Raw genomic sequence first — 21389 nt, 5'->3', positions numbered from 1 at the left:
TCCCTCAGGGAGTGGAGATCCGCACCGTGCCCGATCCGTCGACGAAGCCGTCGAGCGTACGGTTGGTGGCAGTGACGACGATCCGCACCGGATCGCCCTGGGCACCGCCGCCGAGCGCGCGGCCGGCAGCGGTGATGACCATGGCACCGGAGACGATCCTGGCGGTCACCGGCTCGCCGCGCTTGACCAGCTGCGGCTTCATCACGTCGCCGCGGCGAAGCAGCGTCCCGGGGGTAAGGGCGCGCGCCGCGTCCATGCCCACGGCGTCTTGCGGGCGGAGCGCGCCGCGCGCGCTCGCCTCGGGGCGGGTTTCGATCGAGAGGTCGCCCATCTCGATCCGCTCCCCGCGCGCGACCGGCTGCTGGACCACCGCCACCGGCACGTCCTCGGCAGGCATCGCCACGCGCAGCAACAGGCCCAGCAGCGCGGACATCAGCGCATCTGGCTGGTCGTCGCCAGCATCTCGTCCGCGGTCTTGAGCACGCGGCTGTTCATTTCATAGGCGCGCTGCGCGGTGATCAGCGAGGTGATCTCCGATACCGGGTTGACGTTCGAGCCTTCGATGAAGCCCTGGGTCAGCGTTCCGATGCCGGTGTCGCCGGGCGAGCCGACCGTCGGCTGGCCCGAAGCGGCAGTTTCGAGGAACAGATTGCCGCCCTTCGCTTCCAGACCGTTCTCGTTCATGAAGGTGGCGAGCTGAAGCTGACCGAGCTGCTGCGGCTGGGTGTTGCCGGCGACGGTCACCTCGACCAGGCCGGTCTTGGAAATGCTGACGTCCAGCGCGCCCTGCGGAATGGTGATGCCAGGCTGCACCGGATAGCCGTCCTGGGTCACCAGTTCGCCCTGGTCGGAGATCTGGAACGAACCGTCGCGGGTATAGCTGGTGGTGCCATCGGGCATCGTGACCTGGAAATAGCCCTTGCCCTGCACCGCCATGTCGTAGGGATTGTCGGTCTGCTGCAGCGAGCCCTGCTGGTTGATGCGATACACGCCGCCGGTCTTCACGCCCGAGCCGATCTGGATGCCGGCCGGCACCTTGGTGTCCCCGCCGGTCGACGAGCCCGGACGCGAGACCTGCTGGTACAACAGGTCCTGAAACTCGGCGCGCTGCTTCTTGAACGCGGTGGTGTTCATGTTGGCGATGTTGTTCGAAATCACGTCGACATTGGTCTGCTGGGCCAGCATGCCCGTCGCGGCGATGGAAAGCGTACGCATGGAAATTATCCCTTCGTGAAATTCAGCTGACGCGGCCGAGCTTGTCGATCGCGCTCTTGCGCATTTCCGACATCGAGTTGGAAAGGCTCTGGCTGGTCTGGTAGGCGCGCAGGATCTGCATCATGTCGGTGGTCTCGACGATCGCGTTGACGTTCGATCCTTCGACGCCGCCACTCACCAGCTTGGTCTGCGCGGCGGGCAGTTCGCGCCCGCCGGTGGCGGTGAACATGTCGTTGCCGCGCGGATCGACCACCGCCTCGCTGTCGAACACCGTCACCGCGATGCGGCCGAGCGGGCCGTTCTCGCCCATCACCGTGCCATCGGGGTTGACGTTGACCTTACCGGCCTCCTCCGGCGGAATCTTGATCGGCTTGCCGCCCTCGCCCAGGATGATCTGGCCGCCCGAAGTAGCGAGTTCGCCGCTCTCCAGCACCTTCACATAGCCCGCGCGCGTATAGGCAGTGGTGCCGTCGCCAGCCTGCACCGCCAGATAGCCCGGTCCGTCGATCATCACGTCGAGCGGATTGCCGGTCGGCTGGAACGCGCCGTTCGAGGCATCGTGCACCGCGCCGTAATCGAGCACGAACGAGGTTTTCTCGGCGGCCTTCACCGCGCCGTCGGTCTGCTCCACATATTCGCGGAACACCGGCTGCTCGCGCTTGAACCCCACCGTATTCATGTTGGCGATGTTGTTCGCCACCACATCCATCCGGCGCTTGAGCGCCTGCTCCTGGCTGAGGAGCACGTAAGAGGAGATGTCCACCGGACCGTCCTTCGAAAAATGGTCACTAGGCAGAAATTGCCGGGTGACGCTTCTATAATAGAGGGAAATCGGACGTGCGGACGCCGCGGCCGATAAATCGGAAGGTCCAGGGTTATTATGTCGGCCGAGATCGTCGAGGATAAGAGCGCGCAGGAGGCCCCGGCGCCCAACAAGAAGAAGAAGCTGATCATCATCGGCGCCGCCACCGTGGCCGCGCTGACGCTGGGTGGCGGCGGCGCGGCCTTCTTCATGGGCGGCAAGAGCGCGGCCAAGACCGAAGCGCATGGCGACGAGACCGCCGCGGCGGACGAGGGGCACGGCGGCGGCGATGCCAAGGAAGGCGAAGGCGGCAAGGACGGCGAAGGCAAGGGCAAGTTCGTTGACGTGCCCGCCGTCTCGGTCAACCTGCGCTCGCCGGACGGCGCGCCGCGTTTCCTCAAGCTGCATCTGATGCTGGTTCCCGGCCCCAAGACGACCGACACCGCGCTCAAGGACAAGCTGCCGGTGGTACTCGACGCCTATCAGCCCTTCCTGCGCGAACTTCGCCCAGAGGATCTGGGCGGTTCGGCGGCGGTGTACCGGCTGAAGGAGGAGCTGATGGTGCGCGCCACCCGCGTGCTCGGCCCCGGCATGGTCAAGGAAGTTCTCATTCAGGACCTGATCCAGCAATGATCGATCTAGACGATTTCGACCTTCCCGATCCGCCCGCGGCTCCGTTCGGCGACGATATCGGCAATTTCGGCCAGGCGGACATCGACGCGCTGTTCGGCGGCGGCGAACCGGTTCTGAAAAAGAAGGGCCTGCGCGCCGTTCTGGAATCGAAGGTCATCAGCCACGAACGGCTGCCGATGCTCGAAGTGGTGTGCGACCGCGTCGTGCGCAGCTTCGCCAGCTCGATGCGCAACATGACATCCGACGCCATCGACGTCAGCCTGGAAGAGGTCACCTCGGCTCGCTTCGGCGAGTTCATGAACCGTGTGCTGCTGCCGGCGATGGTCGGCGTGTTCAAGGTTGCGGAATGGGAGAGCTACGGCCTGATCACGGTGGAATCGGGCCTGATCTATTCGGTGGTCGACGCGCTGCTCGGCGGCCGCGGCAGCAACACGCCCAACGTGATCGACGGTCGCGGCTTCACTCCGATCGAGACCTCACTGGTCTCGCGGGTGCTGGAAACGGCGCTGCGCGATTTCGCCGACGCGTTCGAACCGATCGAGCCGGTAACGATGCGGCTCGAGCGTATCGAGACCAATCCGCGCTTCGCCGCGATTGCCGCCACTTCGAACATCTGCGCCATCGCCACCTTCCGGGTGGACATGGACGGGCGCGGCGGCTGCATCACGATGGTCTTCCCTTATGCGACGCTGGAGCCGGTGCGCCACAAGCTGCTCCAGCGCTTCATGGGTGAAAAGAGCGGCCGCGACAGCATCTGGGAGGCGCACATGGCGTCCGAGATCCGCAAGACCAATGTGACCGTCAACGTGCTGCTTGGCGAAAAGGCGCTACCGCTCTCCGACTTGGAAGAGCTGCAGGTCGGCCAGACCATCGCTTTCGACAAGAGCCCCGACGACGCACTCGACATGGCGTGCGGCGACATCAAGCTTGCCCAGGCCCAGATCGGCCAGCGCAGCGGCCGCGTCGCCGTGCGCCTGGTCAACGACGTTTCCCGCACGAGGAAGAAACTATCATGAGTATCGCGCTTTTCGCCAATGTACTGACGATCATCCTGTGCGTGGCCGTGCTCGTGCAGAGCATGCGCATGATGCGCAGCCTGCGCGCCGTGAAGGACGGCGCCCTTACCGACGTGGTGAAGGCGCTGGATCATGCGACGGTGCAGGCCCGCTCGGTGCTTTCCGACATGAAGCAGACGCTGGGCACCGATTGCGCGCGCCATGCGCGGCTGGTCGAGCAGGCCCGCGACCTGCGCGACGAGCTTTCCGACATGATCGGCATCGCCGATAGCGCCTGCGAGCGCATCGTCTCGGCCGTGAGCCTTGCCAATGCACTGCGTGTTGCAAGCGACGAAGCCGCCGCCCAGGAAGCCGAAATCGAAGCCCCGGTCGACGAGGCGCCTGCCACGCGTGAGGCAGCGTAATGGCGCGTCCCTCCCTGCTCGTGCTGATGGCGGCGGCTTCCGCGATCGCCGCGGTGGCCAATGCCGCCAGCATCGCCACCGGCGACCAGGACGGCACCAACAAGACCCGGCTCGGCAACTCGATCGAGCGTGACCTCAGCGCGCGCGATCAGGACGCCGCCAAGCGCCAGCGCGCGCTCGACCTGCGCGAGCAGGCGGCGAAGGCCGCCGAGCAGCGGCTTGCGGCAAGCGTCGAGGCGCAGCAGAAGGACGCATCGGCAGGAACGCCAGGCGCGCCCGGGGCCCCCTCGCCGGCCGAAGCCCAGTTCGACGAGCTCGCCCGCATCTATCAGGCGATGAAGCCGGCCAAGGCAGCGGCGGTGTTCGAACAGCTCGATATGGAAGTGCAGATGAAGGTAGCGCAGCGCATGCGCCCGGCGTCCACTGCGGCGATCCTCGCGGCGATGTCGCCCAAGGGCGCGGCTTCGCTCAGCATGGCGCTGGCACGCAAGAGTGCGACCAAGCCGGTTGCGGCGCAAGCAGGTCCGGCCGTTGCCGGCCCCACCGGCCCCACCCGCAAGCCGGGCTGAAGCTCGATCGCCCCGAAAGCCGTCATCCCGCAAAAGTGCGGGATGACGGCTTTCGTGGGTGGATGGGTAGAGTGGCGGCGCAACGCTGCGCGAACATTCAGTTCTGCGACGCGCTCACTTCTACGATCAGCACGCGATCCAGATCCGGCGCCACGCCCTTGAGCGCCCCGGTCAGCGTCTTGTCGAGATCGGCGACGTTCACCGCGCGCAGCGCCGAGGCATCGAGTCGCGCGAATTCCACGCCGCCGGCGATCGCCGCCATGCGCAGGCTGGGCATCGCCGCGGTCAGTTTTTCGGCGGTAACGGTGTCGTGCGCTTCCAGCACCAGCTGAAAATTGAGCGTGCCGGCGACTCGGTCCGAATCGACGATCGGGACCGCGATGGGCTCCATTTTCACCAGATGCAGGCTCTCGCCCTCGCCACCGCCGCCGGAGGCAAGCGCACGCCCCGCCGGCAGCGGCGAAACCGCAATCGCCACCAATCCGAGCATCGCCAGCCCCTGCTTGCCGCGCACCAAGTTTCTCCCGTTAATCGCATGGGCGCGGCCGCCGCTGCGGCCACGCACGTCCTATAAATAAGGGACAAGCACTTAACGGATTACCAATGAGCCACGATCAACGCCCCAGCCGGATGCGCGTCGTCGCCGATGCAGGCGCGCGCGGGAACGCCGTCGACACCAGCGAACAGCAGAACGCGCCAGTCACCGAGGCCAAGGTCGCGGCGGACGGACTGCCGATCGTGCCTGCCATGATCTTCGTCATCGCCTGCATCCTTGGCGGCGCCATCGTCACCTATCTCATGGCGGGAGCCCATTGATGCGCCGTTTGCTGATCGTCGCCTTACTCGCCAGCACGGCCGCCGCTCCGCCCGGCGACCCGGCGCCCCCCCCGGCCGATCATGGCGCCGTGCCCGTCGTACCTGCTGCCGGCGCTCCGGCCCCCGCGTCGCCCGCCGCGGGCCGGCCGTTGCTGCCGCCTTTCGCCGCCACCCTCGCGCAGATGCCGATCGTCACCGACAGCCGCGACTGGCCCGAGCTGACCGAAGACGCGGCGTGGGACGAGATCATCCACGCCAAGCCCGAAACGCGCCAGCTCGCCCGCTGGCGTTACGCGGGCGCGCTGATCCGCCGTGGCCTGGGCGCCGAGGCGCTGGGCGTGCTGGAGACGATGGAATCCGACGACGAAGATCTCGCGCTCGTCGCGCCGTTCCAGCTTGCCACCGGCGCTGCGCTGGTGATGATCGGCCACAACCGCGAGGCGGTCGAAGCGCTGTCGCTGCCCGAGCTCGAAGGCAATGCCGAGGCTTGTGCCTGGCGCGTGCGCGCACTGGCCGGTACCGGCGACGCCAAGGCCGCCGCGCGCCAGATCAACTGCGCGGTGCCCGCGATCAACGGTCGCCCGCCGCAGGAGCGCAAGCCCTTCACCCTCGCCGCCGCGCGTGGCGCGATCGCCATCGGCCAGGGCAAGCCGGCGATCGCCTGGCTCAAGCTCTTCGGCGACCAGGACCCACAAGCCAATCTCTTGCGCGGCAAGGCGCTGCTCGCCTCTGGCGATCCCGCCGAGGGGCTGTTCCGCTTGTCGCGCGCCGCGCTGAGCGGCAGCCCCGAAATCCAGGCCGAAGCCCAGCTCGCGCGCATCGAAGGCGATCTGAAGCTTCATCGCATCGATCCGGTCGAAGGCGTCAAGCAGCTCGAAGCGCTGCGCTATGGCTGGCGCGGCGACGAGATCGAGGCGGGCGCGCTCCGCCTCGAATATCAGCTGGCGCTGGAAACCAACAACCGCCGCGCGGCATTGCGCAGCGCCGCCACGCTGTTCCGCTTCTATCGTCCGGACGGCGATTCCGGCCCGATGCTCAAGCAGATCCAGACCTGGCTCGCCGAGATGCTCGCGCCCGACAGCGGCACCCCGCTGCCCGAGGCCGCCGGTCTCTACTGGGATTACAAGGAACTGGGCCCCGCCGGTGCGGAGGGCGACGCGCTCGCGCTGCGCCTCGCCCAGCGGCTGCAGGACGCCGGCCTCTATCCGCGCGCGGCCGAGCTGCTCCAGTATCAGCTGATGCAGCGCCGACAGGACGTGGCGCAGGGGCCGCTCTCGGTGAAGGTGGCGTCGCTGTTCATCCTCTCCGGCGATCCGGTGAAGGCGCTCGACACGCTTCACGCCACCGAGCAGGCGAGCTATTCGGACGCGATGCGCTTCGATCGCAAGCGGATCGAGGCGGTGGCGCTCTACAAGCTGGGCCGCGAGGATGCGGCGATGGCCGCGCTGGACGGCGTCCCCGGCGGCAGCGGCGTGCGGAGCGAGATCCACTGGCGCACCCGCAATTGGGGCTCGTTCATCACCGAGAACGAAGCCACCCTGCCCGCCCCCGGCGCAATGACCCCACCCGCCCAGGCGATCGTGCTCCGCCAGGCGGTGGCGCTGGCGATGCTCAATCAGGAAGCCAAGCTGCAGGCGCTGCGCGCCCGCTACGGCGCCGCGTTCAAGGCGCTGCCGAGCGCCCAGGCGTTCGACCTGCTGACCCAGCCGTCGCCGACGGTCGACCCGGCGCGGATCAGCGCGGCAATGGCGGCGATCCCCGAAGCGAGCCCGACGGGCGCGATCGGGGACCTTATGGACGCGACGACTACAGGCTGAAGCGCAGCGTCGCCCGCAGGTCGCGGCCTGCGAGCGGCGCATAGTCCTTCAGATAGCTGCTCGCGCGGCGCGCCTCGACGTCGAACAAATTGTTGGCGGACAAGGTCAGCGTCGTGCCTGGCATGGTCGGGAACGGCTTCAGGCTGAGCGTGGCGTTGACCATGGTATAGGGCGCGGTCCGGGTCTCGAACGCGGCGATACGGTTCTGCACGAAGACATGCTCCGCCTCCACCCGGCCGGTGATCTGCTCCGACTGCGCCTCGATGCCCCCCAGCACGCGGGGCGCCGGGATGCGCGGCGCGGGGCCCTCGTCGACGATGTTGGCGTGGACATAGTCGCCCAGCGCATCGAGGTTGACGCTATAGTCGCCCAACTGCGCCAGCTTCACCGATCCTTCCGCCTCGAAACCGTAATAGCGCGCATCGCGCTGGGTGAACTGGAAGCAGGGCAGGTCGACGGTGCGCCCGCTGGGTGCCGCTGCCGCCTCGCAGACCGCCTGCGGCGCCTGGTTATCGCTGATATAGTTGGAGAACCAGTTGTAATAGGCCGAGGCGTCGAAGCTGTAGCCCTCGCCATGCGCGTGCAGCGTCGCCTCCAGCCCCCAGCTCTTCTCCAACCGGAAATCGGGGCTGCCCAGCTCATAGGCCTCGGTGCCGGCATGCGCGCCGTTGGCGAACAGTTCCTCGGCCGAGGGTGCACGCTCGGTATGCGACAGGTTCAGGCCGATCCGCAGGTCGCGGGCCACGCCGTAGGAGGCGCCGACCGAGCCCGACAGCGCCTGGAAGCTGCGCTTGCCGTTGAAGAAGCGCGTGTCGTCCAGCACCGGGTTAGCCGAGAGATCAGTGAACTCATAGCGCAGCCCGGCCTCCGCCTTGAGCGCACCCATGTCGAACTGCTGGAGCGTGAACAGCCCGACCTGCTGGGTCTTGTTCTTGGGCAGGAACGCCTCGTCGCCCTGCACGTCGAAGTCGCGCGCGAAATACTGCACGCCGCTCGCGCCCTTCCAGGCCCCGTGATCGGCCTGGACCAGCTCGAGCCGGCCTTCGAGGCCCTTGTTGTAGAAGGCGGTGCCGACGCCGCCATCGGGCTCCAGCTCGAAATGGCGATAGGCGGCATAGCCCGCGCGCAGCCGCACCTTCTGGAGGAAGCCGCCGCCGGTCTCCGCCTCGGCGCGCAGATCGAGCCGGTTCTGGACGACGCTCAGCCGCGGCGCTTCCTGGCCCTCGCCCGGCTGCGTGGCGAAGCGGATCGGCACGCCGTAGAGGCTGTCATAATGGCTGTAGGCGATGCCGAGCGTGCCGGTATCGGTGATGATCGCGGCGCCCGCGCCCGCCGTCCAGGTCTCGGCGGCGCTGTTGGGCAGGCGGTTCCTCACCGCGGCATTGGCGGCGAAGTCGATCGGCTCGGGGTCGTTGGGATCGACGGGCAGCGCTGCGCTCGCCAGCGCCTGGCGACGCTTGTCGGCGGTAAGCGCATAGCCGCCGATCTTCAGGTCGCTGGTTTTGGCATAGGAACCGTCGGCGTGCAGCACGAGGTGGCTGCCCACCGCGACGTCCCCTGCCCCGCCCACCGAGCGTTCCTCCGCAGCCGAGCCATAGGTGCCGATGCCGCTCAAGCGATAGCCCTTCTCGGGCACGCTGCGCGGAATGCGGCTGTCGATCACATTGACCACACCGCCCATCGCCGAGGAGCCGAACAGCAACGCCGAGGGGCCGCGCAGCACCTCGACGCGCTCCGCCAGCAGTGGATCGATGATCACCGCATGGTCGGCCGAGGTGTTTGACACGTCGATCGAGCCGATCCCGTCGGTCAACACGCGCACCCGCTCGCCCTGGAAACCGCGCAGGATCGGCCGCGAGGCGTTCGGCCCGAACGAGCTGGCCGACACGCCCGGCTGGCGCGCCAGCGTTTCGCCGATCGTCGGCCGCAGGTTGCGGGTGAGTTCCTCGCCGGTGACGACCGAGGTGCCGGACAGCACGTCCGTCTCGCTCTGCCGATAGGGCGCGGTGACGATGATCGCCGGCGGCTGCTGCGCGGCCTGGTCTTTCGCCTGCTCGGTCTCCGACGGCGCGGGCGTAGCGGGGCCGGGATCCGCGAACGCCGTAAGCGGCAGCAGCACGAGCGAGGAAGAGACGAGAAGGACACGACGCATCAAGATTCGACTTTCTGATAGGAGCGTGATGCGAGCATGTATCGGGGATGATATATAGTATCAAGGGGGATATGCTGCGATGCCGCGGATTCGCTTCCTGGATTCGACTAGACATTCCCGGAGAGCCGAAGGCGAGCAAGGCGCAGCCGCGCCATTGGCAACCGAGAGATGCCGAGCGGTGCAACGCGTTGATTTCGAGGCTTCGGTGGTGGGTCCGATGGGATTCGAACCCATGACCTCTCGATTAAAAGTCGCTTGCTCTACCGACTGAGCTACGGACCCACATTCCGCCACCTAGGCGCAGGGGCGCCGCCGGTCAACCGCGTGCAGCAACGTAAGCGCCGTGCGACCTGTCACCGGATCGCGCCAGCGCGGTGCCACCTCTGCCAACGGGGCCAGCACGAAACGGCGCGCGCGATACAGGCGGTGCGGAATCGTCAACGTCGGGCTGGTCCAGCAGCCACCCGACCACAGCACGATGTCGAGATCGACCACCCGCGCCGCCCAGCGCTGGCCGCGCCGGCGGCCGAATGCGCGCTCGATTCCCTTCAGCCTGCGCAGCAGATCGTCGGGCGCCTCGTCGGTCTCGATCGCAGCTACCGCGTTGGCGAAGCGGCGGATCGAGGGGCCCAGCGGCGCCGTCTCGTGGATGCGTGAAACCGCCTGCACGCCGCCGATCACCGCCAGTGCCGCGCGCACCTCGTCTCGCGGGCCGCCATGGCGGCCGCGACGGTTCGATCCCAGGGCGACGATGTAGCTTGTGACGGGCACGCCCCCGCGCCTATCGCCACCTTATGTCCACGCCAAGCCCCGAACCCGATCGCGACTGTCCGCTCTGCCCCCGCCTCGTCGCGCTGCGCACCCAATTGCGGACCGAACAGCCGGAATGGTGGAACGCGCCGGTGCCGATGCTCGGCGATCCGGCAGCGACCATCGCCATTGTGGGCCTGGCTCCGGGACGGACGGGTGCCAACCGCACGGGCCGCGCCTTCACCGGCGACGATTCCGGTACATTGCTCTTCGCGGTGCTGGAAAAATTGGGGCTGGCCGAGGCCGGGGAGCCCAAGGGCGTGCAGATTCTGAACGCGGTCCGCTGCCTGCCGCCGGAGAACCGCCCTACCCCGGCCGAGATCCATGCCTGCCGGCCATTCCTCGCCGGCCAGTTGCGCGCGCCGATCGTCGTGGCGCTGGGCGAGATCGCCCATCAGTCGGCAGTGAAGGCGCTGGGCGGCAAGCTGCCCAAGGCACGCTTCGCGCACGGCGGCGAGCACCGCCTGCCGAAGGGGCAGACGGTGCTCGATAGCTATCACGTGTCGCGGTACAATCAGAGCATCGGCCGGCTGACCGAGCCGATGCTGACCGCGGTGTTCGAGCGCGCGATCGCGCTCAGAGATATTTGACGAGGCTCAGGCTGGAGAGCTGCGAGAATACCGAATAGCTCGCTTCGAGCACGGTCTTCTGCTGCGACAGGTCGATCGCGACCTGCCCAAGATCGGCGTCCTCATTGTCCTCGATCACCTGCTGCAACAACAGCGAACGCTCCTCACCGCGCTTGGTCAGATCTTCGACCTGGCTCTGCTTGCGGCCGTTGTCCGCGTTGACGGCGCCGAGCTGCTTCAGGCCAGAGTCCATCTTGGTCACGACGCCCTGGAGCGCGGTGACCTGCGCGTCGGTGAGCTTGTCGCCGATCGGGCCGATCTGCGCCATCGCCCGATAGGCATCGTACAGACCAGAGCCGAACGAGCTGGCGTTGACGCCATACTGGACGTCGAGACCATCGGCGACGCGCGCGGTGGCGAGCACGTTGTCGTCGTGGAACGCCTGATCGGCCGGTACGGTCGCGGCATCGGCGAGCGTTGAGACCGAGAAAGGCGCGCCGTCCGTCTGCGAGCCCCCGAACAGCGGCACGCCGCCTTCTGTGGCGTTCAGCGAGGAACGCATCTGCGCAAAGGCGCTTTCCATCGCCTGCTGCAGACCCGACGACTGACCGGTGCCGATCGCGGTCAGAATCTGCTGGCGCAGCGCCGTGTTCGCGGTCTGCACGCCCTCGATGTGGCCCTGGTACAGCGACATGGTGGTGCCAACGCGCTTGGACACGTTCGACTGCGCCTTCTGCTGCTCGAGCAGCGTATGCGCCGAAAGGTTGCGCACGGCTTCGGTACCCAGCGACGCGAAATCGGTCGCCTTCTTGCCGGTGGAAAGCTGCTTCTGCGTGATCGCGAGCTTTTCCTGCGCGCTCGAGATGGCGCTGGCCATGGTGCGCTGGAGCGGAATGGTGGCAACACGGGTCATGGGTCGGCTCCCCTTAACGGACCATCTGAAGAAGCGTATCGTACATCTGCGTGGCGGTGCTCATCACGCGCGCCGCGGCCGAATAGCTATTCTGCAAGACGACCATCTGCGAGAGTTCCTCGTCGATGTTGACGCCCGAATAGCTGTCGCGGCGGTTGACCGCGTCGGACTTTCGCGCGCCGGCATCGTCAAAGCGGTTCTGGGCCTGGCTGGCTTCCAGGCCGGCACGGCCGAGCAGCGCGGTCGAGAAGCGTCCCACGGTGACGACGCCATCCTTCCCGAGGTCCAGCGTGGCCGCCAGCTTGTCAGCGAAGGCGGTGGCCCCGCGGGTATCGCCCGAGCCTACTGCCTTGGTGCCCACAGCGACGCTCGTGTCGATACGCGCCAGCGGCAGCTGCGACGGATTGTTGACGATGTCGTTGCGGACCTGCCCCACGTCCAGTCCGCTATTGATCCCGCTGAGACCGGACAAGGAGGAGAAGGTGCGCCCGCTGGCGAAGCGATCGGTCGAATCGGTGGCGATCTGCAGCGAAGCGCCGGAGAGGCCGCTCGCCGGCGCGAACCGGACACGCCCGCGGCTATCCAGCGAGAAAGCGCCGAACTTGCCGAGATCGCTGCCGTTGAGCTCGGTAATGACGTCGCCCATCGTGCCGCCGGTGGTAGGCTGCATCGTGTAGCTGGTCAGCGCGAGGCCCGAGGAATCGCGCAGAATCACCTGCGCGCTCTGGCCGGTAGTGAAACCATGCGGATCCGCCGCCGTGAAGCCGGTCGGCACCAGCGTGCTGCTGTCGCTGCGGATCAGATCGTTCATGCCGAAATATTGCGACACGCCGACACCGGCGCGGCTGCTCGGCGTGGTTGCCGATTGCGAGATCGCCACGCCGTTGCCTGCGCCCGCGGCGGTGAGCTTCAACACGCCGTCGGTGAAGCTGGCGGTGGCGGCACCGCCCAGCCCGGCGTTGATCGTGGTGACCATGTCGTTCACCGTCGCGCCCGGGCCGAGCGCGTCGAAATCGATCTCCGTCTTGGCGACGAGCGTGCCGGAGGCGCTGGCTACCGCGAAGGTGGCCTTGCCCGTGAAGCCCAGCCGATCAGTGCTCACCAGACCCGTCTGCCGGCCGGTGAGGCTGGCGGGCGGCGGCATGGTGGTACCTTCATTGGACACAGCGTTCAGCGCTTCGGAAAGGCCGCTGAAGACGACGCCCATTTGCTCAGAGAAAGAAGGCAGGGCCCGATCGCGCAGATCGAGCAGGCCGCCCAGCTTGCCGCCGACGGCTGCCGAATCCAGCTTCTCGCCGGTCAGCGCGCCCTGGTTGCCGTTCTTGTCCGAGAAGCGGATCGAGATGTCCGGATAGGTCGCCTGGGCGTTGCCGACGCCCGAGCCCTTGTTCGGGTAATCGAGCTGGCGAAGCCGCGTATCGAGCAGCATCTGGCCCGAGGTGGTTTCGATGATCACCCGGCCGTCCGGCTGGTCGCGGACGTTGACCGAGAGCATGCCGCTCAATTCTTCGATCGCGCTCATCCGCTGGTCGGCGGCGCCGCTGGCGTTGCGGCCGAGACCGGTCGCCTGCGACACGGTGCCGTTCAGATCGTAGATGCGCTGCAGCAGCGTGTTGATCTTGTCGACCGAGTAGCCGACTTCGGACTCCACATCGCTGCGCAGCCCGTCGACGTCCTTGGTGATCTGCTGCATCGACGAGATCGCGTCCGACACGTTGCCGATGAACACGGCGCTGGTCTGGGCCGACGATTGCGAGCCCGTCATCGCGATCGCCGAGGCGTTGATCGCGTCCAGTCGCGCCGGCAGGCCCGACTTTGCGCCAGGCTGCCCGAGCAGCGACTGCAGCCGGTCGAGATAGCCGGAGGTGACTTCCGCCTTCCCATAGTCGCCCGCCCGCCGATAGACGGTGGCTTCCAGGAAGCGATCGGCGACGCGTTCGAACTCGCCGACCGAAACACCGGTGACGTTGCCCGACATCACCGAGGTGGTCAGGTTGACCTTTTCGCGGGCATAGCCGGCGACGCCGACATTGGCGATGTTGTTCGATACCGCCTTCAATCCGGCCTGGGCAGCAGCCAGGCCGGAAGCGGCGGTTCCTAGGATATCGTTCAGCGCCATGTCGTGCGTCCCCCGGCCTCAGTCGTCGTCAGCGCTTCAGATCGCTGACTTCGCGCAGCATGTCGTCGACGGTGGTGATAATCTTCGACGAAGCGCTGTAGGCACGCTGGAAGCGGATCATGTTGGTGAACTCGCCCGCCAGATCGACGGTCGAGGCCTCCAGCGTGTTGGACGATACCTTGCCCGCGCCGAGTTGGCCCGGCGGGTTCATCGTCATCGAGCCCGACGCACGGTTGGACGAATAGGCATTGCCCGAGATGCGGGTGAGGCCGTTGGGGTTCGGGAAGGTTGCGATCGGCAGCTGGAACACCTGGCGGCTCGCACCATCGTCAAAGATCGCGCTGACCACGCCGTCCTTCGAGACTTCGGTCGCGGCGATGTTGCCGAGCGTGCCACCGTTGGTGCCGCCGGTGACGAGCGACGATGGATCGCCGAACGAGGTGAGGCCGTTGGTGGCACCGTCCTTGCCCATGTCCAGCGTGATCGGAACCGAGCTGGAGCTGTTGGTATAGGTGATGCTCAGCGGATCGAAGAGACCCGCGCTGGACGCACCCAGGTTGAGGCTGCCGTCGCCGTTGAACTTCACCGTGCCGGACCGCAGCAGGCCATTGGTAGCGGTGACGTCGGTGGCCGGAACCGCATAGGCTTCCATCTGCCACTCGTTCGCGTTCGTCTTGAGGAACGACATCTTGACCTCGTGGCTGCTGCCCTGCGAGTCATAGACGGTGAACGAACGCGAGAATTGCGGCGTGATGGTGCCGTCCGCCATCTTCCCGGCGGCATAGGCCGGCTGCGTGCCGACGGGCGTGTAGACGTCGGCGCTCGACTGCAGGTTGATGTGCGCCTGCAGCTTGTTGGTCGGCGCTGCGGTGCCGACCAGGTCGGTCAGGCGGACCGGGGTCAGCGTATCGAGATTGCCGGTGTTGGTGTAGCCGCCGGTGGCATCCAGGCGCCAGCCATAGAGGTACAGGCCCGCGGAGTTGCGAAGATAGCCTTCCTCGTCCGGCTTGAACGAACCCGCGCGGGTATAGGCGACGGGGTCGTTCGGGTTCAGGCCGCTGCGGGTGATGAAGAACCCGCCGCCGTCGATCGCGAGATCGGTGCTGCTGCCGGAAGCCTGAAGCAGGCCCTGCTTGGAAACCTGTGCGAGCGGCGCGGCCGCGACACCACCTGCCGAGTAGCTCGCCGAGGTGCGACCATCGGTCACTAGCGTGCGGAACTGGGCTTCGACGCCCTTATAGGCGACGGTATTGATGTTGGTGATGTTGTCGGCGACGGTGGCCATGGCACTCGACTGCGCGCTCAGTCCGGAAACGCCAGCGTATAGAGCGGAATAGAGGCTCAAGTTCAAAACTCCTCGAGATGCCCGCGCGATACCACGCCGGCGACATCCTCATTGTAGAGGGGCGCGGGCAACGCCCAAATCGACGGGGCGATTTTTGCCGCATCCGCGCATGGGGCGGCAAAATTTGCCGGGTGTTTGCCCACCCGCGCATGGAACGCACCTATAAGTTGAGGAACGCTTATCGAAAGGCCCGTTCCATGCTTCGCATTACGCTCCGCGACGGTGAGAAGGCGATCGTCAACGGGGCTGTCTTGCGCGCCGTCGGCCGCACCCAGATCGCCGTCGAGAATATGGTGTCGATCCTGCGCGGTCGCGAAGTGATGCGGCCCGAGGAGGCGACCACGCCTGCCCGCCAGCTCTATTTCGCGACGATGCTCGCCTATATCGATCCGGACGGGCGCGATGCGCACCACGATGCGGTGGTGCAGCTGCTCAGCCTGCTGATCGCCGGCCTGGGCACCGCCGCCGCGCGCGAACTGTGCATCCGCTTCGCCAACGACCTCGCGCAAGGCGAATATTACAAGGCGCTCGCCGCCGCCCGCGAGCTGATCGCGATGGAAGACGCTGCTGCCGCGGCTGACACCGCCACGACGCAGGCCGCCTGAAGGAGCCCCCTCGATGCAGACGCTCGCCAGTGCCGCCCGCGCGATCAAGGAGATGGTCCCCGACCGTCGCTTCGGACGCGTGGTGGCGGTGCGCGGCGCGCTCATCGAAGTCGAAGGCCTAACCGGCGTCGCGCAGATCGGCAGCCGCGTCGAGATCCAGTCCCCCAGCGGCAAGGTGGAAGCCGAAGTCACCGCGCTCGATCGCGGCGTTGCGCTCTGCCTGCCCTTCGTCGACCCGCAGGGCGTCGGCCTGGGCGCGGTCGCCGAGCTCGGCGCGGGCCAGTTCACCGTCCGCCCCTCCAAGGCCTGGCTCGGCCGCATGATCAACGGCCTCGGCCGCCCGGTCGACGGGCAGGGCCCGCTGGTCAACGGCGCCGATCCGCAGCCGATCAAAGCCTCGCCCCCCGCCGCCGCCGGCCGCTCGCGCGTCGCCGAGCGGATCGAGACCGGGGTGCGTTGCCTCGATACCTTCGTGCCCTTGTGCCGCGGTCAGCGGCTCGGCCTGTTCGCCGGTTCGGGCGTCGGCAAGTCGGTCCTTCTCTCGATGCTCGCCCGCTGGACTCAGTGCGACGTCGCGGTGATCGGGCTGATCGGCGAACGCGGCCGCGAAGTGCAGGAATTCATCGAGGACGATCTGGGGCCCGAGGGCATGGCGCGCTCGGTCGTCGTCGTCGCCACCTCGGACGAGCCGGCGCTGATGCGCCGCCAGGCCGCTTGGACCACCCTCGCCGTCGCCGAGCATTTCCGCGACCAGGGGCTGAACGTGCTCTGCCTGATGGACTCGGTCACCCGCTTCGCCATGGCGCAGCGCGAGATCGGCCTCGCCTCGGGCGAGCCCCCGGCAACCAAGGGCTATACCCCCACCGTCTTCGCGGAGCTGCCGCGCCTGCTCGAGCGCGCCGGCCCCGGTGCGCCGGGCGCAGGCATGATCACCGGCCTGTTCACCGTGCTGGTCGACGGCGACGATCACAACGAGCCTGTCGCCGACGCGGTGCGCGGCATCCTCGACGGCCACGTCGTGATGCGCCGCGCGATCGCCGAACGCGGCCGCTATCCCGCGATCGACATCCTCAAATCGGTGTCGCGTACCCTGCCCCATTGCCTCGAGCAGGAGCAGAACGAGGTCCGTCTCGCCGCGCGCAAGCTTCTGTCGACCTATGCCGACATGGAGGAAATGGTGCGGCTGGGCGCGTACAAGGCCGGGTCCTCGCCCGATGTCGACCGCGCGGTCGCGCTGGCGCCGCGCATCGAGGCGCTGCTCAACCAGGGCAAGAACGATCAGGGTCATGCCGATGCGGCGTTTGCCGAGCTCGCCGCGATCCTCTCCGGCGAAGCATCGGGCGATCCCGGGCACGGCCATGACGTGGGTCTCGCCGCATGAGGACGCCGTTCGATACCGCGCTGCGCATGCAGCAACGCACCGTTGACGACCTCAAGGTCAAGATCGGCGCGGCGATCGAGCGCATTGCCGAACTGGAGCATCAGGCCCGCGACCTCGTCGCTCGCGTCCGCGAGGAGCGCGTGCTCGCGCATGCCCTCCCCTTCGCCTCGGATGCTTGGCTCGTTACCGCCAAGCACGCACAGACCCGCATCGCCGAGGAAGTCGTGGCCGAGCAGGCCCGCCTGCTCAACCTGCGCGAACTGGCACGCGAGGCCTATGGCACGTGCCGTGCGATCGAAGGCGCCGCCGAGCGCTTTCGCGCCGACGCCGAACGCGAAGCCGAAGCCGCCGAGCAGGCTGCAATCGATGACATCGCCGCGGCGCGCTTTCTGCGCGAGCGCAAGCGAATGCTGGTGAAGGCCGCATGATCCACCGTACCGACCTTGCCGCGATGACGCCGGCGCAGCGCGCCAACGTGATCTACGCGCAGGCACAGTCCGAGCTCTCAACCCGGCTGTGGCGCGCCGCAATCGGCGACAGCGACCGCGACGGCGAGAAGACCCGCTCGCCGCTGGGCGGCGGATCGGACATGGCGATGGATTCGCTGCTCGAACTGCTCGGCACCCAGGCGCCGAAATCGGCCAAGGGCAAGTGCAAGTGCCAATGTGCCTGCTCGTGCAACGACGACGAGAATGCGCCCGACGACATCGTCGCGCGCGCCAAGGACGCGCTCGGCGCTCGCCGCACGGCCGCCGTCGCCGAACGCGCGGGCCTCCCCAGTTCGGGCTCGGTGGTCAGCGCGCTGGCCGGAGCGAACGGATTTCCCAAGGCGGGTAGCCTTTCGGGCGGGTCTGGCCTCGGCAACAATGCCCGCTATGCCGATACCCTCGCCGCTGCCGAGGCGCGCAGCGGCATCCCCCGCGCTGCGATCGCCGCGATCGTCGATGCAGAAGCCGGCAAGGGGCAGGACGGCAGCTGGAATCCGCTGTCGCGCAATCCGCGTTCGAGCGCGGCCGGACTGGGCCAGTTCCTCAGCGGCACGTGGCAGACGCTTGCCGAACAGGGCGGCACCTGGCTGAACGAAGTCGCCAGGGCGCGCGGTTGGCTCACCGAAAAAGGCAAGGTGGATCCTTCCCGCCGCAGCGAACTGCTCGCGCTCCGCTATAACCCCCAGGCTTCGATCCTGAGCGTCGCCGACATGGCGAAGAACAATCTGCAACATTTCGAATCGGCGGGTCTCAATGTCCGCGCCGATTCGGAAACTCTCGCCAAGGCAGCCTATCTCGGCCACCATTTGGGGCTGGGGGATGCAAAGAAGTTTCTTGCCGGAAATATCGATGCGGAGCGGGCGCGTACATTGCTTGCCGCCCAGGTCGGCGGATCCGCGGCCGAGCAGCGCATCGCGCACGCCGGCGATGCCACCCGCGCACACCGGCAATGGTTACTCGATTTTATCGATCGCCACGTCCAGCCGGAAAAATTTTCCTCGTAGAACCGCCATTTAGGCCGTTTTCTTGGCCGTTTTCAGCCATGCTGAACGGAGATTAACCATCATTTTTTCGGCACTTGTCGCACCTCGCGACTCGGCGGTGCTATAAAGCTTGGGAGTGCCTTTGCGGGAAACTACCTAAGGCCCGGATTAGCACTCCTTTAAAGGTTTCAGACGAAATGTCTCCCTGTCGACGGCGCCGCAACGATCGGACCGGCGCTGAACCAGGGGAATACAGATGTCGAAGATCACGATCGCTCTCGAGGCCGCAGTCCAAACCGTCATCGAGAACGCGGCCAAGGACGGCAAGCAGACCAACCGTCAGCGCGCGGAAATCGATCGCGCCTTCGCCCGTATCCTGAAGCTGATCGCTCCCCGCATCCGCCATTTCATCCGCCAGTACGGCCTGACCGCGCACTGGGACGACGCCGAGCAGTGCTGCGCCATCGCCGTGCACCGCGCCATCCAGGCCTACGAGCCGGAAAAGGCCCAGTTCACCACCTTCGTCAACTGGCAGATCCGCGGTGAGCTGCAGAGCCTGCGCTTCCGCCTGATGACCGACCAGCGCCCCTCGGCGAAGAAGGTCGAAGCCACCACCGTTTCGCTCAGCGCGATGGTCACCTCGGCGGACGGCGACGAAATGTCGCCCGAAGCGATGATCGAGGACGAGGACGCGCTGGAGCGCACCGAGAGCGCCGCGTCGGACTATCTCGCCGATGGCGCGATCTCCTCGCTGATCGAGGCCTATGTCGATCACCTCCGCAAGGTGGGTATCGAGCAGCTCCGCCGCCGTCCTCGCCCGAAGCGGGAAGAAGCCGCGCTGCGCCGCGAAGGCCCGCGTCTCCGCACCGCCACCCACGGCATCGATCCGGCCGAGCTGGAAAAGCTCGAAGCCAAGCTGGAGCGCGACCGCGAGATCGTCGCCCGCCGCGTGTTCCAGACCGCCACGCTCGACGACCTGTCGATGGAGACCGGCGTGACCAAGGAGCGCGTCCGCCAGATCACCAAGCGCGCCGCCAAGGTGATCGCCGAGATCGCCGCTGCCGATCCCCGCTTCTCGGTGATGGCCGAATATGGCGAGCCCGCCACCGCCAAGCGCCGCCAGCCGGCCGCTGCTGCCCGTACCGCCACGCCGATCCTGCCGGACGCCAGCCTGCCGCACAACCTGCTCTCCGGCGTCGTCGCGATCGATGCCGCCAGCATCGACACGGTGGTTGCCGCCGAGGCGAACCGCGAGACCGTGGAAGCCATCGTGATCGCCGCCGCGCCGGTTCCGAACAGCGCAGCGCTGCATTGATACCCGATCGGGGCAAAAGCGTTCTATAAGGCAAGGGTACCCTTTCCCGGAACAACGCTAATGTCCCGAAACTCCCAGACACTCGGCCGAGGTGCGATGCAGATGCTACCCCGGTCGAACTACAAGCTGACCGAACTGGCCGAAGAGATGGTGCGCTGCGCGCAGCCGCTGCTCCCGGCCGGCGGTCGGCTTTTTCTGGGTCTGCAGCTCGAGACCGATGGCTCGCTACGGATGATCTGGTGGCGCGGCGACGATTTCCGCCTGATCGCCGAGATCGACGCCACCCCCGAAGGCTTCTGCCCCGAGGACAGCGACGAAGGCGCGCTGCAGGACGCAGCAAGCGCCTGCATCACCTATCTCTCGGGCCGCTGGCCCACCCCGCCGCGCCGCCTGGGCGTGATCACCGACGGTACCGGTGTCGCCTTCTCGCCCGAGCGCCCCGCCGTGGCCGAGCCCGGCTGGCTGATCGAGCATGCCGGCGGCAAGGCTGCGCTCACCGCCATTTTGCCGCTCGATGGCGAGGGCCCCTGTGCGCTGCTCTGCACCCCGCCGGAGACGGCGTCGTTTCATTGACCCGATAGATCCTCCCCTGGAAGGGGAGATGGCGCGCGAAGCGCGACGGAGGGGTGTCCACGCTGGAGCGGAGGAGATCACTTCGGCCGGGACACCCCTCCACCGCCGCCGCAGGCGACGGTCCCCCTCCCCCTCCGGGGGAGGATCTTCGCACCCTTCCCCGGTGACATTCCCCGCCACGATGCTATGGCGCCCCTATGGGTGAACTCATCGCGATCGAGGGCGCCGACGGCGTCGGCAAGAACACCGCCTCGCGCGGCCTTTGCGCGGCGCTACAGGCCTCGGGCCGCACCGCCACCGTGCTCGGCTTCCCGCGCTATGGCGAGACCGTCGCCGGCGTGACGATCGGCAAGATGCTCGCGGGCGAACTCCCCGTCCCGGTCACCCCGCATGCCGCCGCCGTGCTTTATGCGCTCGATCGGTTCGAGTGGCGCGACGCGCTGCGCGAGGCGCAGGCAACGCATGACGTGGTCGTGCTCGATCGCTACATCGCCTCGAACATGGCCTATCAGGGCGCCAAGCTGGGCGGCGAAGAGGGCCGCGCGCTGATGGACTGGATCCTCGCGCTCGAGACCGGGCAGTTCGCCCTCCCCCGCCCGCGCCTGTCGATCTATCTCGACACGCCCTGGGACCTTGCCCGCGAAATGATCCTGCAAAAGGCGCAGCGCAGCTATACGACCCGCAGCTTCGACGAATATGAGGCGGACATCGCGCTCCAGCAGCGCGTCCGCGGCAATTATGAAGCGATCGTCGCGGCCGACCTGTTGGGGCCGTGGAAGGTAGTTCGCGCCAGCGAAGACGGCGCGATGCGGCCCCCCGGCGCGATTGTCGCCGAAATTTTATCTTATATTTGAAACCGCGCGG

Annotated in this window: 23 protein-coding genes and 1 tRNA gene; 14 read left to right on the top strand and 10 right to left on the bottom strand. The window is 67.3% G+C overall.

The window, feature by feature from the left end:
* Positions 1 to 4: 4 nt before the first annotated feature.
* From flgA to RT655_RS14110, 3 genes are read right to left on the bottom strand one after another with little or no spacing between them, the layout of a single operon-like run.
* Positions 5 to 433 carry a flagellar basal body P-ring formation chaperone FlgA gene (gene flgA / locus RT655_RS14120; protein ID WP_313537885.1) on the bottom strand — a complete coding sequence of 143 codons (429 nt, stop codon included), beginning with the start codon at positions 431 to 433 and terminating at the stop codon, positions 5 to 7.
* Positions 433 to 1215 carry a flagellar basal-body rod protein FlgG gene (flgG, locus tag RT655_RS14115; protein WP_313537884.1) on the bottom strand — a complete coding sequence of 261 codons (783 nt, stop codon included), beginning with the start codon at positions 1213 to 1215 and terminating at the stop codon, positions 433 to 435. The genes flgA and flgG overlap by 1 nt, the downstream gene beginning before the upstream one ends.
* Before the next feature lie 22 nt (positions 1216 to 1237).
* Positions 1238 to 1978 carry a flagellar hook-basal body complex protein gene (locus RT655_RS14110; RefSeq protein WP_313537882.1) on the bottom strand — a complete coding sequence of 247 codons (741 nt, stop codon included), beginning with the start codon at positions 1976 to 1978 and terminating at the stop codon, positions 1238 to 1240.
* 117 nt (positions 1979 to 2095) lie between these two features.
* On the opposite strand from RT655_RS14110, the gene RT655_RS14105 reads away from it, so the two are divergent.
* Genes RT655_RS14105 through RT655_RS14090 form a run of 4 tightly spaced genes read left to right on the top strand, consistent with a single transcriptional unit; the run spans position 2096 to position 4639 of the window.
* Positions 2096 to 2650 carry a flagellar basal body-associated FliL family protein gene (locus RT655_RS14105; protein ID WP_313537880.1) on the top strand — a complete coding sequence of 185 codons (555 nt, stop codon included), beginning with the start codon at positions 2096 to 2098 and terminating at the stop codon, positions 2648 to 2650.
* On the top strand, positions 2647 to 3666 hold the full coding sequence (gene fliM / locus RT655_RS14100) for a flagellar motor switch protein FliM (protein ID WP_313537878.1): 1020 nt from the start codon (positions 2647 to 2649) through the stop codon (positions 3664 to 3666). Before RT655_RS14105 ends, fliM begins: the two co-directional genes overlap by 4 nt.
* Positions 3663 to 4070, top strand: a complete 408-nt coding sequence (locus tag RT655_RS14095) for a DUF6468 domain-containing protein (protein ID WP_313537876.1) — start codon at positions 3663 to 3665, stop codon at positions 4068 to 4070. Before fliM ends, RT655_RS14095 begins: the two co-directional genes overlap by 4 nt.
* Positions 4070 to 4639, top strand: a complete 570-nt coding sequence (locus RT655_RS14090; protein WP_313537875.1) for a magnesium transporter MgtE N-terminal domain-containing protein — start codon at positions 4070 to 4072, stop codon at positions 4637 to 4639. Before RT655_RS14095 ends, RT655_RS14090 begins: the two co-directional genes overlap by 1 nt.
* Before the next feature lie 97 nt (positions 4640 to 4736).
* On the opposite strand, the gene RT655_RS14085 is transcribed toward RT655_RS14090, so the two are convergent.
* Entirely contained in the window at positions 4737 to 5153 is a 417-nt protein-coding gene (locus RT655_RS14085) for a hypothetical protein (protein ID WP_313537873.1), read from the bottom strand.
* A gap of 89 nt (positions 5154 to 5242) precedes the next feature.
* Here RT655_RS14085 and RT655_RS14080 point away from each other — a divergent pair, with 89 nt between their 5' ends.
* On the top strand, positions 5243 to 5455 hold the full coding sequence (locus tag RT655_RS14080; protein ID WP_313537871.1) for a hypothetical protein: 213 nt from the start codon (positions 5243 to 5245) through the stop codon (positions 5453 to 5455).
* Positions 5455 to 7272, top strand: coding sequence for a hypothetical protein (locus tag RT655_RS14075; RefSeq protein ID WP_313537869.1), 1818 nt, complete (start codon positions 5455 to 5457; stop codon positions 7270 to 7272). Before RT655_RS14080 ends, RT655_RS14075 begins: the two co-directional genes overlap by 1 nt.
* On the opposite strand, the gene RT655_RS14070 is transcribed toward RT655_RS14075, so the two are convergent.
* From RT655_RS14070 to folK, 3 genes are all read right to left on the bottom strand, one after another.
* Positions 7262 to 9424, bottom strand: a complete 2163-nt coding sequence (locus tag RT655_RS14070; RefSeq protein WP_313538488.1) for a TonB-dependent receptor domain-containing protein — start codon at positions 9422 to 9424, stop codon at positions 7262 to 7264. The two genes, RT655_RS14075 and RT655_RS14070, sit on opposite strands and share 11 nt — an antisense overlap.
* 206 nt (positions 9425 to 9630) lie before the next feature.
* A tRNA-Lys gene (locus RT655_RS14065) sits at positions 9631 to 9706 on the bottom strand.
* A gap of 12 nt (positions 9707 to 9718) precedes the next feature.
* The gene (gene folK / locus RT655_RS14060; protein WP_313537868.1) at positions 9719 to 10195 is read right to left on the bottom strand and encodes a 2-amino-4-hydroxy-6-hydroxymethyldihydropteridine diphosphokinase; all 477 of its coding nucleotides are present in this window, start codon (positions 10193 to 10195) and stop codon (positions 9719 to 9721) included.
* A gap of 23 nt (positions 10196 to 10218) precedes the next feature.
* Between folK and RT655_RS14055 the strand changes: the two genes are divergently transcribed.
* Complete coding sequence (locus RT655_RS14055) at positions 10219 to 10824, top strand: uracil-DNA glycosylase (protein ID WP_313537866.1); 606 nt, start codon at positions 10219 to 10221, stop codon at positions 10822 to 10824.
* Here RT655_RS14055 and RT655_RS14050 read toward each other — a convergent pair.
* Genes RT655_RS14050 through RT655_RS14040 form a run of 3 tightly spaced genes read right to left on the bottom strand, consistent with a single transcriptional unit; the run spans position 10811 to position 15180 of the window.
* Positions 10811 to 11716, bottom strand: a complete 906-nt coding sequence (locus RT655_RS14050; RefSeq protein WP_313537864.1) for a flagellin — start codon at positions 11714 to 11716, stop codon at positions 10811 to 10813. The two genes, RT655_RS14055 and RT655_RS14050, sit on opposite strands and share 14 nt — an antisense overlap.
* 13 nt (positions 11717 to 11729) lie before the next feature.
* Positions 11730 to 13835, bottom strand: coding sequence for a FlgK family flagellar hook-associated protein (locus RT655_RS14045; protein WP_313537862.1), 2106 nt, complete (start codon positions 13833 to 13835; stop codon positions 11730 to 11732).
* Positions 13836 to 13863: 28 nt separating this feature from the next.
* On the bottom strand, positions 13864 to 15180 hold the full coding sequence (locus RT655_RS14040; protein WP_313537860.1) for a flagellar hook protein FlgE: 1317 nt from the start codon (positions 15178 to 15180) through the stop codon (positions 13864 to 13866).
* Positions 15181 to 15377: 197 nt separating this feature from the next.
* Between RT655_RS14040 and RT655_RS14035 the strand changes: the two genes are divergently transcribed.
* The 7 genes from RT655_RS14035 (at position 15378) to RT655_RS14005 (ending at position 21379) form a co-directional block, all read left to right on the top strand.
* The gene (locus RT655_RS14035) at positions 15378 to 15785 is read left to right on the top strand and encodes a flagellar biosynthesis repressor FlbT (protein WP_313537858.1); all 408 of its coding nucleotides are present in this window, start codon (positions 15378 to 15380) and stop codon (positions 15783 to 15785) included.
* 13 nt (positions 15786 to 15798) lie between these two features.
* Positions 15799 to 17166, top strand: a complete 1368-nt coding sequence (gene fliI / locus RT655_RS14030) for a flagellar protein export ATPase FliI (RefSeq protein ID WP_313537856.1) — start codon at positions 15799 to 15801, stop codon at positions 17164 to 17166.
* Positions 17163 to 17594 (top strand): hypothetical protein, encoded by a 432-nt coding sequence (locus tag RT655_RS14025; protein WP_313537854.1) that lies wholly within the window; start codon positions 17163 to 17165, stop codon positions 17592 to 17594. The genes fliI and RT655_RS14025 overlap by 4 nt, the downstream gene beginning before the upstream one ends.
* Positions 17591 to 18658 (top strand): peptidoglycan-binding protein, encoded by a 1068-nt coding sequence (locus RT655_RS14020; protein WP_313537852.1) that lies wholly within the window; start codon positions 17591 to 17593, stop codon positions 18656 to 18658. Before RT655_RS14025 ends, RT655_RS14020 begins: the two co-directional genes overlap by 4 nt.
* Before the next feature lie 235 nt (positions 18659 to 18893).
* Positions 18894 to 19952 (top strand): sigma factor-like helix-turn-helix DNA-binding protein, encoded by a 1059-nt coding sequence (locus tag RT655_RS14015; protein WP_313537850.1) that lies wholly within the window; start codon positions 18894 to 18896, stop codon positions 19950 to 19952.
* A gap of 96 nt (positions 19953 to 20048) precedes the next feature.
* On the top strand, positions 20049 to 20525 hold the full coding sequence (locus tag RT655_RS14010) for a hypothetical protein (RefSeq protein ID WP_313537848.1): 477 nt from the start codon (positions 20049 to 20051) through the stop codon (positions 20523 to 20525).
* Positions 20526 to 20722: 197 nt separating this feature from the next.
* Positions 20723 to 21379 carry a dTMP kinase gene (locus RT655_RS14005; protein ID WP_313537846.1) on the top strand — a complete coding sequence of 219 codons (657 nt, stop codon included), beginning with the start codon at positions 20723 to 20725 and terminating at the stop codon, positions 21377 to 21379.
* Positions 21380 to 21389 lie beyond the last annotated feature (10 nt).

Origin of the sequence: Sphingomonas sp. (assembly GCF_032114135.1) — a bacterium.
Lineage (GTDB): Bacteria > Pseudomonadota > Alphaproteobacteria > Sphingomonadales > Sphingomonadaceae > Sphingomonas.
The sequence above is the reverse complement of the archived record's forward strand: the minus strand, read 5'-3'. Positions and strand labels throughout refer to the sequence as shown.

Excerpts from the sequence above, each read along its gene's own strand:
- flgA (WP_313537885.1), bottom strand. The coding sequence starts at position 433 with ATGTCCGCGCTGCTGGGCCTGTTGCTGCGCGTGGCGATGCCTGCCGAG.
- flgG (WP_313537884.1), bottom strand. The coding sequence starts at position 1,215 with ATGCGTACGCTTTCCATCGCCGCGACGGGCATGCTGGCCCAGCAGACC.
- RT655_RS14105 (WP_313537880.1), top strand. The coding sequence starts at position 2,096 with ATGTCGGCCGAGATCGTCGAGGATAAGAGCGCGCAGGAGGCCCCGGCG.
- fliM (WP_313537878.1), top strand. The coding sequence starts at position 2,647 with ATGATCGATCTAGACGATTTCGACCTTCCCGATCCGCCCGCGGCTCCG.
- RT655_RS14095 (WP_313537876.1), top strand. The coding sequence starts at position 3,663 with ATGAGTATCGCGCTTTTCGCCAATGTACTGACGATCATCCTGTGCGTG.
- RT655_RS14090 (WP_313537875.1), top strand. The coding sequence starts at position 4,070 with ATGGCGCGTCCCTCCCTGCTCGTGCTGATGGCGGCGGCTTCCGCGATC.
- RT655_RS14080 (WP_313537871.1), top strand. The coding sequence starts at position 5,243 with ATGAGCCACGATCAACGCCCCAGCCGGATGCGCGTCGTCGCCGATGCA.
- RT655_RS14075 (WP_313537869.1), top strand. The coding sequence starts at position 5,455 with ATGCGCCGTTTGCTGATCGTCGCCTTACTCGCCAGCACGGCCGCCGCT.
- RT655_RS14070 (WP_313538488.1), bottom strand. The coding sequence starts at position 9,424 with ATGCGTCGTGTCCTTCTCGTCTCTTCCTCGCTCGTGCTGCTGCCGCTT.
- RT655_RS14055 (WP_313537866.1), top strand. The coding sequence starts at position 10,219 with ATGTCCACGCCAAGCCCCGAACCCGATCGCGACTGTCCGCTCTGCCCC.
- RT655_RS14050 (WP_313537864.1), bottom strand. The coding sequence starts at position 11,716 with ATGACCCGTGTTGCCACCATTCCGCTCCAGCGCACCATGGCCAGCGCC.
- RT655_RS14045 (WP_313537862.1), bottom strand. The coding sequence starts at position 13,835 with ATGGCGCTGAACGATATCCTAGGAACCGCCGCTTCCGGCCTGGCTGCT.
- RT655_RS14035 (WP_313537858.1), top strand. The coding sequence starts at position 15,378 with ATGCTTCGCATTACGCTCCGCGACGGTGAGAAGGCGATCGTCAACGGG.
- fliI (WP_313537856.1), top strand. The coding sequence starts at position 15,799 with ATGCAGACGCTCGCCAGTGCCGCCCGCGCGATCAAGGAGATGGTCCCC.
- RT655_RS14025 (WP_313537854.1), top strand. The coding sequence starts at position 17,163 with ATGAGGACGCCGTTCGATACCGCGCTGCGCATGCAGCAACGCACCGTT.
- RT655_RS14020 (WP_313537852.1), top strand. The coding sequence starts at position 17,591 with ATGATCCACCGTACCGACCTTGCCGCGATGACGCCGGCGCAGCGCGCC.
- RT655_RS14015 (WP_313537850.1), top strand. The coding sequence starts at position 18,894 with ATGTCGAAGATCACGATCGCTCTCGAGGCCGCAGTCCAAACCGTCATC.
- RT655_RS14010 (WP_313537848.1), top strand. The coding sequence starts at position 20,049 with ATGCAGATGCTACCCCGGTCGAACTACAAGCTGACCGAACTGGCCGAA.
- RT655_RS14005 (WP_313537846.1), top strand. The coding sequence starts at position 20,723 with ATGGGTGAACTCATCGCGATCGAGGGCGCCGACGGCGTCGGCAAGAAC.